The organism is Mesorhizobium sp. M7A.F.Ca.MR.176.00.0.0 (assembly GCF_004023165.1).
GTDB lineage: Bacteria > Pseudomonadota > Alphaproteobacteria > Rhizobiales > Rhizobiaceae > Mesorhizobium.
Map to the genome: position 1 here is coordinate 1 of NZ_RZTC01000148.1, position 12,357 is coordinate 12,357.

General features: G+C 65.7%; 14 protein-coding genes. 8 read left to right on the plus strand and 6 right to left on the minus strand.

Annotation, left to right across the window (positions count from 1 at the left end):
- Positions 1 to 337 precede the first annotated feature (337 nt).
- Both EOB59_RS30865 and EOB59_RS30870 read left to right on the plus strand, forming a co-directional pair.
- Entirely contained in the window at positions 338 to 1,576 is a 1,239-nt protein-coding gene (locus EOB59_RS30865; protein WP_127318782.1) for an MFS transporter, read from the plus strand.
- Positions 1,577 to 1,630: 54 nt separating this feature from the next.
- On the plus strand, positions 1,631 to 1,939 hold the full coding sequence (locus tag EOB59_RS30870; RefSeq protein ID WP_127397458.1) for an NIPSNAP family protein: 309 nt from the start codon (positions 1,631 to 1,633) through the stop codon (positions 1,937 to 1,939).
- A gap of 101 nt (positions 1,940 to 2,040) precedes the next feature.
- On the opposite strand, the gene EOB59_RS30875 is transcribed toward EOB59_RS30870, so the two are convergent.
- The 6 genes from EOB59_RS30875 to hemC all read right to left on the minus strand — a co-directional run bounded on the left by EOB59_RS30875 (position 2,041) and on the right by hemC (position 8,170).
- Positions 2,041 to 2,754, minus strand: coding sequence for a glutamine amidotransferase (locus EOB59_RS30875; RefSeq protein WP_128289993.1), 714 nt, complete (start codon positions 2,752 to 2,754; stop codon positions 2,041 to 2,043).
- A gap of 15 nt (positions 2,755 to 2,769) precedes the next feature.
- Complete coding sequence (locus EOB59_RS30880; RefSeq protein ID WP_127268697.1) at positions 2,770 to 3,249, minus strand: TerB family tellurite resistance protein; 480 nt, start codon at positions 3,247 to 3,249, stop codon at positions 2,770 to 2,772.
- A gap of 36 nt (positions 3,250 to 3,285) precedes the next feature.
- The gene (locus EOB59_RS30885) at positions 3,286 to 4,890 is read right to left on the minus strand and encodes a heme biosynthesis protein HemY (RefSeq protein ID WP_127808733.1); all 1,605 of its coding nucleotides are present in this window, start codon (positions 4,888 to 4,890) and stop codon (positions 3,286 to 3,288) included.
- 10 nt (positions 4,891 to 4,900) lie between these two features.
- Entirely contained in the window at positions 4,901 to 6,415 is a 1,515-nt protein-coding gene (locus EOB59_RS30890) for a COG4223 family protein (protein WP_127397170.1), read from the minus strand.
- Positions 6,416 to 6,525: 110 nt separating this feature from the next.
- Complete coding sequence (locus EOB59_RS30895) at positions 6,526 to 7,242, minus strand: uroporphyrinogen-III synthase (RefSeq protein ID WP_128289994.1); 717 nt, start codon at positions 7,240 to 7,242, stop codon at positions 6,526 to 6,528.
- A gap of 1 nt (position 7,243) precedes the next feature.
- On the minus strand, positions 7,244 to 8,170 hold the full coding sequence (gene hemC / locus EOB59_RS30900; RefSeq protein ID WP_128289995.1) for a hydroxymethylbilane synthase: 927 nt from the start codon (positions 8,168 to 8,170) through the stop codon (positions 7,244 to 7,246).
- Between the two features lie 101 nt (positions 8,171 to 8,271).
- Here hemC and tsaD point away from each other — a divergent pair, with 101 nt between their 5' ends.
- The 6 genes from tsaD to EOB59_RS30930 are packed head-to-tail and all read left to right on the plus strand — an operon-like array spanning position 8,272 to position 12,289.
- Entirely contained in the window at positions 8,272 to 9,357 is a 1,086-nt protein-coding gene (gene tsaD / locus EOB59_RS30905; protein ID WP_206622082.1) for a tRNA (adenosine(37)-N6)-threonylcarbamoyltransferase complex transferase subunit TsaD, read from the plus strand.
- On the plus strand, positions 9,354 to 10,376 hold the full coding sequence (locus EOB59_RS30910; RefSeq protein WP_128289997.1) for an NAD(P)H-dependent glycerol-3-phosphate dehydrogenase: 1,023 nt from the start codon (positions 9,354 to 9,356) through the stop codon (positions 10,374 to 10,376). Before tsaD ends, EOB59_RS30910 begins: the two co-directional genes overlap by 4 nt.
- 33 nt (positions 10,377 to 10,409) lie before the next feature.
- Complete coding sequence (locus tag EOB59_RS30915; protein ID WP_127808728.1) at positions 10,410 to 10,706, plus strand: YciI-like protein; 297 nt, start codon at positions 10,410 to 10,412, stop codon at positions 10,704 to 10,706.
- A 37-nt stretch (positions 10,707 to 10,743) separates the two neighbouring features.
- Positions 10,744 to 11,169, plus strand: a complete 426-nt coding sequence (locus EOB59_RS30920) for an EVE domain-containing protein (RefSeq protein WP_128289998.1) — start codon at positions 10,744 to 10,746, stop codon at positions 11,167 to 11,169.
- Positions 11,124 to 11,822, plus strand: a complete 699-nt coding sequence (locus EOB59_RS30925; RefSeq protein WP_206622081.1) for a methyltransferase — start codon at positions 11,124 to 11,126, stop codon at positions 11,820 to 11,822. The genes EOB59_RS30920 and EOB59_RS30925 overlap by 46 nt, the downstream gene beginning before the upstream one ends.
- A 50-nt stretch (positions 11,823 to 11,872) precedes the next feature.
- Positions 11,873 to 12,289, plus strand: coding sequence for a DUF1761 domain-containing protein (locus EOB59_RS30930; RefSeq protein WP_128289999.1), 417 nt, complete (start codon positions 11,873 to 11,875; stop codon positions 12,287 to 12,289).
- The last annotated feature ends 68 nt before the right edge of the window (positions 12,290 to 12,357 follow it).

Consider the following 12,357-nt stretch of genomic DNA (forward strand, 5'->3'; position numbering starts at 1 on the left):
GTCACCCATCTAATCAGTCCATTCTGTTACCTATCTATCCGGTTCGGACACCGGCCCCTCTCTTCCCGTCACCATACGGGGAGAGATGTCCGGCAGGACAGTGAGGGGCAGCGCCAACGTCAACGATTGCTCCGTTCGGCCAGAAACTCATGACGCAGTAGCGCTAATGCATCTCGCTCAAAAGTCGCGACGCGCTTTAGGCTGAAAATTCCTTGATCCAGCACTGATTTTGACGCATATCCGCTGCGAACTGAGCTAAAAGTTCCGCCAGCCGGACCAGCGCCCATCGTGGAAGTGCCCCGCCAGCTGATGCCATTCGAACGGGGCCTCTTAAATCATGACAGCAGAACAGATATCGCCGGACCAGCGCTATGCCGCGTTCCGCCATCGGTCCTTCCTGAGCTATTGGGCGGCGCGTTTCCTCACCACATTCGCCACCATGATCGTGTCCGTCGCGGTCGGCTGGCAGATGTACGATTTGACCCGCGACCCGCTCGATCTCGGCCTTGTCGGCATCGTCCAGTTCCTGCCGTCGCTGCTTCTGGTGCTGGTCACCGGCGTCGTCGCTGATCGCTTCGGTCGCCGCCTGATCATGGCGCTGGCGGTCGTGGTGGAGGCGATGTGCGCGCTGGCGCTGCTGGTCCTGACGCTGCGCGGCATCAGCGGGCCGCTGCCGATCTTCTGCGTGCTTGCCATGTTCGGCGTCGCCCGCGCCTTTTTCGGTCCGGCCTCCGCCTCGCTGTTCGCCAATCTGGTGCCGCCTCAGGATTTCGCCAACGCCATCGCCTGGAATTCATCGGCCTGGCAGACGGCGACCATCGTCGGCCCGGTCGCCGGCGGCCTGCTCTACGGCGTGTCGCCGGAAGCGGCCTACGGAACCGCCGCCGTCCTGATGCTCGTGTCCGGGCTGCTGATCTTCACCATTCCGAAGCCGTCGCAGCGGACCGAGTCGGAAAAGCCGACGATGCAGCACCTGCTCGGCGGGTTCAGCTACATCTGGAGCGAGAAGATCGTGCTCGGCGCCATCTCGCTCGATCTGTTCGCCGTGCTCCTGTCCGGCGCCTCGGCGCTGCTGCCGGTCTATGCACGCGACATCCTCCAGCTCGGCCCCTGGGGCCTCGGCCTGCTGCGCTCGGCGCCCAGCATCGGCGCCATTTGCGTCGCCATCTGGCTGGCCGGGCATCCGCTTCGCAACCACGCGGGCATGATCATGCTGGTCGCCGCCGCCTCGTTCGGCGCCTTCACCGTGCTGTTCGGCCTTTCCACCATCACCTGGCTGTCGATCGTGGCGCTGGTCTTCCTTGGCGCCACCGATATGTTCAGCGTCTACATCAGGGAAACGCTAATTCAGCTGTGGACGCCCGACGAGGTGCGCGGCCGCGTCAACGCCGTCAACCAGGTCTTTGTCGGCGCCTCCAACGAGGTCGGCGAATTCCGCGCCGGCACGATGGCCGCGCTGATCGGCACGGTGCCGGCCGTGGTGATCGGCGGCATCGGCGCCATCGCCGTAGCGGGCCTGTGGATGGTGCTGTTCCCGCAACTGCGCAAGGTGCGCCATCTCGACGGACGCAACTGATCTTCCTCCAGTTGACAAGCCAAAATGCCCCGCCCCCGTGCCACAGGAGCTCTCATGATCACTTGCTACCTGAAATACGTCATCGACCCCTACAAGCTTGCCGAGTTCGAAGATTATGGCCGTCGCTGGATAGCTCTGGTCAACCGCCTCGGCGGAAACCATCACGGCTATTTCCTTCCGAGCGAGGGGGCGAGCAATATCGCTTTTGCCATGTTCAGCTTTCCGAGCCTTGCCGACTACGAGGACTATCGCAAGCGTATGGCTGCCGACCCGGAATGCCAGGAAGTGTTTGAAATGGAAAAACGCAATCGCAGCATTCTCAGCTACGAGCGCAGCTTCCTGCGGCCTGTGCTCGAACCTTAAAGCGCGTCGCGTCGAAACAGATTCACGCGCCGCGCTTTAGGTCTTGTTTTATGCATGTCGTTTTCCCAAAACCGGAGTCACTTTTGGGCAACATGCATTAGCTACCTGCTCGGCTTGCCGAAAATCATCCGCAAAAACTCGTCCAGCCAACGCTTGAGATGCATGTCCCAGATCAGCCGGCCGCCGAGATGATCGCGGCCGGGCTGGGCACCGGGCAATTCGAAGCGATGCGCGCCGCGCACCACCCAGCGCTGCATCATCACCCTGGTCAGTTCGCCATGGAACTGGATGCCCCAGGCATTGTCGCCGTAGCGGAAGGCCTGGTTGGGATAGGTCTCGGCCGTCGCCAGCAGCGTCGCGTCCCTGGGCAGCGAGAAACCCTCGCGGTGGAACTGATAGACCATCTCCGGCCAGTGCATCAGTTGCTTGCCGGCTTCGGTCGCTTTCAGGGGATACCAGCCAACCTCGACCAGCCCTTCGCCGTGTCCTTCGACCTTGCCGCCGAGACAGTTGACCAGCATCTGTGCGCCGAGACAGATGCCGAGACATGGCCGGTTCTCCCTCAGCGGTATTTCCAGCCAGTTGGTCTCGCGGCGAACGAACTCGTCCTCGTCATTGGCGCTCATCGGACCGCCGAACACCACCGTGCCGGCGTGGCCGTCCAGTGTTTCGGGCAAGGCGTCGCCAAGCGGCGGCCGGCGGATATCGAGGTCGAACCCTTCTTCCAGCAACATGTGGCCGACACGCCCTGGGCTCGAACTCTCCTGATGCAGCACGATCAGTATCTTTGGCTTCGAACTCGTTTGACGCGGCATGGGAAGGCGAAGATCCTATTCGTCGCTCGATGTTCCGGTGGCGCCGGGCGCGTGCGCCGCTGCCTTGCGGCGCGCCTCGACGCGATCATGGCGTTCGACGCCGATCAGCTCGGCGACGCGCCAGACGGTGTTGTCCTCGAGCTCGTGCAACTCGCCGTCGGCATAGACGATTTCCCACATCAGGCCGATGAAGGCCTTGCGCGCATCGGCATCGAGATGCCGCTTCAGGACACTGGTGAAGGCATAGAGATCGATCGCCTCATTGTCGGCCCGCTCGCCGGCGGCGGCAAGTGCCTCAAGTTCCGTGCCGCTGATCGAATAGCTCTCCGCCAGCACCGCCTTGAACCGCTCCCACTCGACATCCTGGCGCACGCCATCGGCATTCATCACATGGTAGAGCAGCGCCGAGGCGGCGATGCGCGGATCGTCCGTGCTGGCACGAGTGCCGGCGCCGGCCGGCAAATCCCTGAGAAACGACAGAACGCGTTCAAACATAGATCCATACCCCAACGGCCTGACGGCCTGCCCAACTCAAAACAATCGAAACCGGCGCGGCGATTTCTCCGCTTCCTCGTCCGGATCGACGCCGGGATCGTCCGGCAACCGCGCAAGCTCCTCGGCCGGATCGACGCCCTCGGCATCGCTCGGCACCGCGGCGAAGGCCGCTGCCGTGATCGGCCTGACATGATCTTCTTCGCGACTTTCAGCTTGCTTGCCCGCCGACGTCTCGCCACCGGCGTCATCGATCACCTCGATCGGCCCTTTTTCGCTCGTCGGCTTCGCCAATGCTTCGATGACCGGCGCCGCATCGGCTGGCATGTCGTCATGGCTGTCGATCAACTGGCCGAGACGCTCCATCGGCGCACGCCACTCGAAGGCGTCGAGCCGGCCGGTGATCGGCGACACCGGCGCCCAGCGTTCCGACACCACGCCGTCTGCGACCCAGGCCGGATCGCGCGGCGCCCGCACCGCCCTGGATAGCAGCTGCCGCACCTTGCCCTGATCGCCGGTTTCGGCCTCCTCGATGTCTGCGAGCAGCAGATAGGCGCCCTCGCGGCGGTCCATCCGGATCGCCGCCTCGGCCTCGCGGCGGGCGGTCGAGAAATCCTGCGCGTCGAGCGCGGCGCGCGCCACCGTCATCGACGATTCGGCGTGGTTTTTCTTCATTTCCTGCAGCTTCTTCGCCCGGGTGAGGCGGTCGAGCACGGCGTCGCCCGGCCTTGCATGGGTATAGAGCTCGGCGACCTCCGGATGCGGCTCGGCCTTCCAGGCCGCCTCGAGGATCTTCGAGCCCTTGCGCACATCGTTCTGCTTGAACAATGCGGCCGCGGCGGCAACGGCCGCGGGCGCGAAGTCCGGCCTAAGCTTGTTGGCCTCGATCGCCGCCGTCCTGGCGGCGGCGGGATCGCTGTCGGCAAGCGCCTGCGCCTTGGCGGTCAAAAGCACGGCGCGGCGGCGATTGGCGGCATCGCGTTCGATCTGCCGTGTCGCCTTCTGCGCGTCGACCAGTTTCAGGGCGCCGTCCCAGTCGCCGCGCGCGGTCAGCTCTTCCAGCGTCGATTCCGCCGCCCAGGCCAGCTGCGGCGCCATCACCGCGGCGCGGCCGGCATAATGCCTGGCAGCGTTGCGGTCGCCGAGCCGTTCGGCTTCCAGATAAAGCCCGCGCAAACCCAGCAGCCGCATTTCGGGATCGTCGAGCATGCTTTCGAATTTCTGCCGCGCGCCTTCATGATCGCCTTCGAGCAGCGACGCCTGCGCTTCCAGCAGGTGGATCAGCGGCTCCTGGTCGGAACGGATCAGCTTGGCGGCTTCCTTGGTCTTCTTGCGGGCCAGCGCGCCATCACCGGCGCCGGCGGCAATCATGCCGGTCGACAGCGCCTGATAGCCACGGTCGCGGCGGCGGACGCGGAAATAGCGCGAGATGGTGTAGGGGCTGTTCCACAGCGACTTGAGCAGCCACCACAGGATCATCACCGCGGCGACCACGGCAACGACGGCCACCGCCGCCACCATCAGGCTGACCTGGTATTGATAGCCGTTGAAAGTGACGACCATGTCGCCCGGCCGGTCGGCCAGCCAGGCAAAGCCCAGCCCGAGCGCGAAAACGACGATGAGGAAGGCGAGCAGGCGGATCATTGTGTTGCCCTCATGCCTTCATCGCGCCCGAGATCAGCGCATCGACCTGGGTTTCGACCTCGATGCGTGCCTTCAGCTTGCCGGCAAAGTCCGCGCCAGCGGCCTTGGCGGCCTCGGGCAGCGTTTCATACTCGCTGAGTGCCTTCGCGTAGTCGCCCTGGTTGACCGCCGCCTCCATGCGCGCGACGGTTTCCGGTGCGCCGGCGCCTTCGACGGCGCCGATCGGCCTGACCTTGACCAGCGATTCGGCGCTCGACATCAGATTCTGCAGGAAGCCGGCATTCTCATCGACGGGCGTCGCGGCAGTGACCATGGCATTGGCGGCGGCATCAGCCTGCGATGCGATCTCGGCGCGGGTCGGAACGCCCTTTTCAGCATAGGGGCGCAGTGCCGCAAGCTGCGGCGCATCGGGCGAAATTGCCGCGAGGGTTTCGAGTTCGGCCGAAAACGGCCCGCCACGCTCGAGCGCCGCCTTCAAGGCCGACGCCGCGATGGCAAGCGCTACCTTCGGCTGCCCCGCCGCCGCCTCGACCTTGCCGGACAGCTGCGACACAGACTGCTCCAGCGCTGTCAGCCGGCCCTCCTGCGCCGTCGTAGCCTCGCCGGCCGACTTCACCAGCGCGTCGAGGCCAGCCAGTTTCTCGTTGAGCGGACCGAGATCGACCGGCGCCGAGCTGCCGGCCTTGCCGAGGGCGGCGACCGCCGTCTCGATCTGCGCGACCTTGTCGCCCAGTGCGGCGACCCCGGCCGCGTCGCCTGCTCCACCTTTCTCGACAGCCGATTTCAGCGCCGCCACATCGGCCTTGACCTGTTCAAGGCCCGAGGACAGGCCGACCATCTTCGCCGCTCCATCGCCGTTGCCGCCGGCGTCCTTCAAACCGGCGATTTCGGTCTTCAGCGAGGCGATGTCGCCGTTGACGCCATCGAGCGAGACGCCGGCACCGGAACCCGGCGCGCCAAGCAGGCCGGCAAATTGCAGCCCGCCGGCGCCGACCAGCGCGATGACGCCGCCGATGATGCCGGCGGCGACGCCGTTGAGGCCGCCGCGCTTTTCAAGGGGTGGCGCCATTTTCTCGTCCCGTGTCTCGGGTTTCGCCTTGTTGCCGTCGGTCTGCGTGCGCTTCGCCGATGCGTCCTCGAAACTGTAGTCGTAGGCTTTGGTCTTGCCGGCCGGCGCATCGGACGATCCGGGACCGTGGGACGATCCGGGCTCGTCGGACGATCCGGGATAGGGGATCTCGGCCTCGCTAGCGGGCTTTGTCGCCGCTGCCGGCGGCTGCTCCGGTTCGGCCCGGGCGTCGGTATGCTCCCAGGGCTCGAGATCGGTCTGGTCGGCGTGAACCGGCTCTTCGGGAACCTCGGGTTGCGAAGCGTTCGCTGCTTCCTCGGCCTTCGCCTCGTCTGTCCGGGCCTCCTGCGTGGCGGCGTCCTCGTCGGCGATGCGTGAGACGGCGCCCGGCTCGAGATCGATGGTCACCGGCTCGCGGCGGCTTTTCGAGTGTCGCATCTTCGGCGTCTTGACCATGCCTGGGCTCCGCACAATTCGCTTCGTCTCAACGCCTGGCGGCGCATGATGGTTCAGAAAGGGTCTAGCACATCACCAAGCGGTGAAAAGGGGCGGTGTGATGACGCGGCTCAGCGCGGCGCCTGCAAAAGCGCCAGCAGCACATCCTCGTCGGGCTGCGCGGCAATGCGGATCCTTTCGCTGGCGACACCGTCGAAGGCTGCCGCGATGCGAGTGGAAAGCGCAAAAACCCATGTTTTTTCGAAGAGACCGCGCAGAGCGGGCCGTCTTGCCAAGGTCTGCATCGCCGCCGCCGCCTTGGCTGAATAGAGCAACACCGCGTCGGCAGGTTGCCCCGACAGGCGTTCGAGGATGACTTCGTCCGAATACCCCACTGCCAGCGTGTCATAGGTCTCGACGGCGTGGACCCGAACGCCCGCCGTCCCGAGCCTCTGTTCGAACGCCGGAAAACGCACGCGCCCGCAGAGGTAGACAATCGTCTTTCCAGAAAAATCGACGGCGAGACTGTCGGCCAGCGCCTCCGCATCGCCCGGGCCTTCACTGACCGACAAAAACCCCGCTCGAAGCGCCGCTTGCGCCGTCCTTTTGCCGACCGCATGACAAGGCAAGGCGGCGAGCGTCGCGATGATTTCTTCCGGCGCATGACGCATGGCATTGGCGCTGGTGACGGCCACCGCGACGGCATCGTCCGGGATCAGTCCGGCGGCGGCAGGCAACGCCTTTGTTTCGGTCAGGGGCAAAAGAACCGGCTGAAAACCTGCCTCCTCAAGCCGATGCGCTGTGCGCGAGGCACCCGGTTCCGGCCTGGTCACCAGGACGCGAAGCATTTCAGAGCCAGCCGTCGAAGAACTTTTCGCCGGCCTTGGCGCGCACACTCCGGGCCGCTTCACCGCCGATGCGGGCGGCGTCTTGCGCCGGCCCCTGCAGCTCGACCGTGTGCGACTGCGTGCCGTCGGGCGAGATGATCAGCCCGGCAAAAGACAGTTTTCCGGCCTCGATCGCCGCATAGCCGGCGATCGGTGTGCGGCAGGAGCCATCGAGCGCCGCCAGGAAGGCACGCTCGCAGGCCAGCGCCTGGCCGGTCGGTACATCATGGACGGCTGCCAGCATTTTTTCGACATCGCGGTCGCCGATACGGGTTTCGATACCGATCGCACCTTGCCCCGGCGCCGGCGGGAAGACATCGAGCGGTATCAGATCGGTGACGACATGCTCGAGCCCAAGCCGCTTCAGCCCGGCATAGGCCAGGATCGTGCCCGCGGCCACGCCTTCTTCAAGCTTGCGCAGCCGCGTCTGCACATTGCCGCGGAACATCACCACGTCGAGATCCGGCCGCATCCGGCGGATCAGCGCTTGCCGCCGCAGCGACGACGACCCCACTTTCGCCCCGCGCGGCAGTTCGGCGATCGTCTTCGCCGCCTTGCCGACAAAGGCGTCGCGTGCATCCTCGCGCGGCAGGAAGGCCGAGAGTTCGAGACCGTCCGGCAGTTGCGTCGGCATGTCCTTCGACGAATGCACCGCGATGTCGATCCGGCCCGCCAGCAGCGCCTCCTCGATCTCCTTGGTGAACAGGCCCTTGCCGCCGGCTTCCGACAGCGGCCGGTCCTGGATGCGGTCGCCGCTGGTCGCGATGACGACCACCTCGAACGCCTCCGCCGGCATGCCATGCGCGGCCATCAGCCGCGCCTGTGCTTCATGCGCCTGTGCCAGCGCCAGCGGGCTGCCGCGTGTTCCGATTCTCAAGATTGTTTGCATGGCGCGCAGTCCGTGATAACCCCCCGGCAAGCGAGGCTTTTCCGGGGTTCTCCTAACGGGGAAAGCCCCATGATACAATCTTTAGGGACAGCGACGAATTGATCCGCGTGCTGGGCATAGAGACGAGTTGTGACGAGACCGCCGCCAGCGTGGTGGCCATCGACGGCTACGCCGCGCCAAAAATCCTGTCCAACATCGTGCTCAGCCAGATCGAGGAGCATGCCGCTTTCGGCGGTGTCGTGCCGGAAATCGCCGCGCGTGCCCATGTCGAGGCGCTGGACGGCATCATCGAGGCGGCGCTTGCCGATTCGGGCACGGCGCTCGCCGATATCGACGCGATTGCCGCCACCGCCGGCCCCGGCCTGGTCGGCGGGCTGATCGTCGGGCTGATGACCGCCAAGGCGATCGCCGCTGCGGCGAACAAGCCGCTGATCGCCATCAACCACCTCGAAGGCCATGCGCTGACCGCAAGGCTGACCGACGGGCTCGACTTTCCCTATCTCTTGCTGCTGGTCTCCGGCGGCCATACGCAAATCGTCGCCGTGCGGGGCGTCGGCGACTACCAGCGCTGGGCCACTACCATCGACGACGCGCTCGGCGAAGCCTTCGACAAGACGGCCAAGATGCTTGGCCTGCCCTATCCCGGCGGGCCGAATGTCGAGAAAGCGGCACAGGCCGGCAATGCCTCGCGCTTTGCCTTTCCGCGACCGATGAAGGGCTCGGCCCAGCCCGACTTCTCCTTCTCCGGCCTCAAGACCGCCGTGCGCCAGGCGGCGAGCGCCATTGCGCCGCTGAGCGACCAGGACGTCGCCGACATCTGCGCCTCGTTCCAGGCAGCGGTGGCCGATGCGCTGGCCGACCGCGTTTCCCGCGCGCTAACGCGCTTTCGCGATACATTTCCCGGCACGAAAAACCCGGCCCTCGTCGTTGCCGGTGGTGTCGCCGCCAACCGCACGATCAAGATCATGCTGGAGCGGCTCTGTGCCGAGATCGGCTTCACCTTCATTGCACCACCGCTGAAGCTCTGCACCGACAATGCGGCGATGATCGCCTGGGCCGGTGTCGAGCGGCTGCGCGCCGGCATGGCGCATGAGAACGGCTTCGATTTCGTGCCGCGCTCGCGCTGGCCGCTGGATAGCATCTCGGCGCCGATGGTCGGCTCCGGCCGGCGCGGAGCCAAGGCATGAACGAGCGGGCAATGAGCGGCAACGACACCGCGCCAACCGGCTGGCGCGTTGCCGTGCTCGGCGGCGGGGCCTGGGGCACTGCCTTGGCCTTGGCCATGCTGCGCGCCGGGCATTTCGTCCGCCTTTACGCGCGCGACCCGGAGACCGTCGCCGCGATCGACCGCGGCGAAAATCCACGCTACCTGCCGGGCATCACGCTCCAGCCCGGCATCGTGGCGACGAGCAACATCCAGGCCGCGCTCGACGGTGCCGACTGCGTGCTGGCGGTGACGCCGGCCCAGTCGCTGCGGACTACGCTGGCGGCAGCGAAGGACCATATGCCGGCCGGTGTCCCGCTGGTTCTGTGTGCCAAGGGCATCGAAAGCGAGACCGGCGCCTTGCTGTCGGCGATCGTCGAAGAAATCCTGCCGCTAAATCCCGTTGCCGCTCTGTCGGGTCCGAGCTTCGCCACCGACGTCGCCCGCGGCCTGCCGACGGCCGTTGTGGTCGCTGCCCGCGACGAGGCATTGGCCGCCGATCTCGCCGCCCGCTTTTCCGCCGAAAACCTGCGCTGCTATTCGAACGACGACCTGATCGGCGTCGAGATCGGCGGCGCCTTGAAGAACGTCTTCGCCATTGCGGCGGGTGCCGTCACTGGCGCGGGTCACGGTGCCAGCGCCCAGGCCGCCATGGTGACGCGCGGCTTTGTCGAGCTGCGCCGCATCGGCGCTGCCTTCGGCGCCAGGCCCGAAACGCTGATGGGGCTTTCCGGCCTTGGCGACCTGCTGCTGACCTGCTCGTCCACCCAGTCGCGCAATTTCGCCTATGGCCTGGCGCTCGGCCAAGGCAAGCCGCTTGCCGGATTGCCGCTCGCCGAAGGCGTGCCGACGGCGGCGATCGCTGCCCGCATCGCCACCGAGCGCAACATCGACGCGCCGATCATTGCCGCCGTCGCCGCCATACTGGAGGGTGCCATCACCGTCCGGCAGGCTGTGACGGCCTTGATGACCCGGCCGCTGAAGACCGAAACCAACGATTGATCCCCACGACTTTGAACGATCAGGAGAATAAAGATGCTGTTTGCTGTGATTTGCAAGGACAAGCCCGGAAGCCTGCAGGTGCGCCTCGACACGCGGCCCGAGCATATCGCCTTTCTCGAAGGGTTGAACGGCGACAAGAAGCTGGCCTTCGCCGGTCCGTTTCTTGACACCGAAGGCAAGCCCAATGGCAGCCTCGTGGTCGTCGAAGCGTCCGACCTGGCTGGCGCCCAGGCTCTTTCGGCGGCCGACCCCTACGCCAAGGCCGGGCTGTTCGAAAGCGTCGAAATCCGCCCGTGGAACTGGACGTTCAACAAGCCGGCGGCTAGTTAATCCCGGTCGCCCGCGCGACGCCTAGGAGGAGAAAGACATGAACTACTGGCTGTTCAAATCCGAGCCATTCAAGTTCTCCTTCGAGATGCTGAAGGCCAAGGGCAAGGCCGGCACGCAATGGGACGGCGTGCGCAACTACGCCGCGCGCAACAACATGAAGGCGATGCAGATCGGCGATCTCGGCTTCTTCTACCATTCCAACGAGGGGCTGAACGTCGTCGGTATCGCTGAAGTCTGCGCGCTTGCCCATCCCGACACCACGTCGGACGATCCGCGCTGGGAATGCGTCGACATCCGCGCCGTAAGGGATGTGCCGAACCCGCCGACGCTGGAACAGGTCAAGGCCAATCCGAAGCTTGCCGACATGGCGCTGGTGCGGCTCGGCCGGCGTCACCGGCTGCACGGAAAGCCGGCCGAATGGAAGGAAGTCTGCCGCATGGGCGGCTTGACGCCGGCTCCGTGACGGCGCTGACGCCCAACAGCGCGAGGCAATTCATTCTCGACAACACGGCGCTGATGGCGCCGCCGCACGTCCCGGAGATCCTGCTTCATCTTGCCGACGAAGCGCATGATTTGTGGCAGCGGACCGAGGATGAGCTGGTCGAGATCGGCCTGCCGCCGCCTTTCTGGGCCTTTGCCTGGGCCGGCGGCCAGGGCCTTGCCCGCTATATCCTGGACAATCCCGGCACGGTGCGGGGCAAGCGCGTGCTCGACTTCGCTTCCGGCTCCGGCCTTGTCGCCATCGCTGCCGCCAAGGCAGGTGCCGCCAAGGTGACCGCAGCCGACATCGATCCGTTCTGTGCCACCGCGATCCGGCTCAACAGCGAGATCAACGGTGTCGGGACCGACTTCCTCGGCACGGATTGCATCGGCACCGATGCAGGTTGGGACGTGGTCCTGGCCGGTGATGTTTTCTACGACAAATCTTTCGCCGACCGGCTGATGCCATGGTTCGCAACGCTGAAGGCGCGCGGCGCCGAGATCCTCGTCGGCGATCCCGGACGGTCGTATCTGCCGAAGGCAGGGCTGAAGCCGCTTTCTGTGTATGAAGTGGCCGTCACGCGGGCGCTGGAGGATGCGCTGGTCAAGCGCACGACGGTCTGGCGGTTCGCTTGACGCGATCGCCGAACAGGCGTTCCATCACATACAGATCAGAGGGGGAGCTCATGGATTTTTCAGCAGTGAACTGGCTGGCGGTGGTCGCTGCCGCGATCGCCGCGTGGCTGTTCGGCGCCGCTTGGTACATGGGCCTGAGCAAGGCGTGGCTGAAGGCCGCCAAGCTCGATCCGGCGACGATGAAGAAATCGCCGCTGCCCTTCGTCATCAGCTTCATCGCCGAACTGGTCATGGCCACCATATTGGCCCTGGTCGTCGGCGCGATGACCGGCGGCGAGCCGACATGGCTCGCCGGACTTGTCTTCGGCTTTGTGCTCTGGCTGGGTTTCGTCGCCACGACGCTCTCGGTCAACCACCGCTACGAGAATTTCGGCTGGGACCTGACCCTCATCGACGGCGGCCACTGGCTCGGCGTGCTGCTGATCATCGGCGCCGTGATCGGCTGGTTCGGCGCGGCGGGAAGCTGATCAAAAGGCAGTAGGGCAGTAGGGCAGTAGGGGAATAGGGGGCAGGCGGCACCGACGCCTATCCCTAC

Excerpts from the sequence above, each read along its gene's own strand:
- EOB59_RS30885 (WP_127808733.1), bottom strand. The coding sequence starts at position 4,890 with ATGATCCGCCTGCTCGCCTTCCTCATCGTCGTTTTCGCGCTCGGGCTG.
- EOB59_RS30880 (WP_127268697.1), bottom strand. The coding sequence starts at position 3,249 with ATGTTTGAACGCGTTCTGTCGTTTCTCAGGGATTTGCCGGCCGGCGCC.
- EOB59_RS30920 (WP_128289998.1), top strand. The coding sequence starts at position 10,744 with ATGAACTACTGGCTGTTCAAATCCGAGCCATTCAAGTTCTCCTTCGAG.
- EOB59_RS30890 (WP_127397170.1), bottom strand. The coding sequence starts at position 6,415 with ATGGTCAAGACGCCGAAGATGCGACACTCGAAAAGCCGCCGCGAGCCG.
- EOB59_RS30895 (WP_128289994.1), bottom strand. The coding sequence starts at position 7,242 with ATGCTTCGCGTCCTGGTGACCAGGCCGGAACCGGGTGCCTCGCGCACA.
- EOB59_RS30865 (WP_127318782.1), top strand. The coding sequence starts at position 338 with ATGACAGCAGAACAGATATCGCCGGACCAGCGCTATGCCGCGTTCCGC.
- EOB59_RS30875 (WP_128289993.1), bottom strand. The coding sequence starts at position 2,754 with ATGCCGCGTCAAACGAGTTCGAAGCCAAAGATACTGATCGTGCTGCAT.
- EOB59_RS30930 (WP_128289999.1), top strand. The coding sequence starts at position 11,873 with ATGGATTTTTCAGCAGTGAACTGGCTGGCGGTGGTCGCTGCCGCGATC.
- EOB59_RS30915 (WP_127808728.1), top strand. The coding sequence starts at position 10,410 with ATGCTGTTTGCTGTGATTTGCAAGGACAAGCCCGGAAGCCTGCAGGTG.
- EOB59_RS30870 (WP_127397458.1), top strand. The coding sequence starts at position 1,631 with ATGATCACTTGCTACCTGAAATACGTCATCGACCCCTACAAGCTTGCC.
- EOB59_RS30925 (WP_206622081.1), top strand. The coding sequence starts at position 11,124 with ATGGAAGGAAGTCTGCCGCATGGGCGGCTTGACGCCGGCTCCGTGACG.
- hemC (WP_128289995.1), bottom strand. The coding sequence starts at position 8,170 with ATGCAAACAATCTTGAGAATCGGAACACGCGGCAGCCCGCTGGCGCTG.
- EOB59_RS30910 (WP_128289997.1), top strand. The coding sequence starts at position 9,354 with ATGAACGAGCGGGCAATGAGCGGCAACGACACCGCGCCAACCGGCTGG.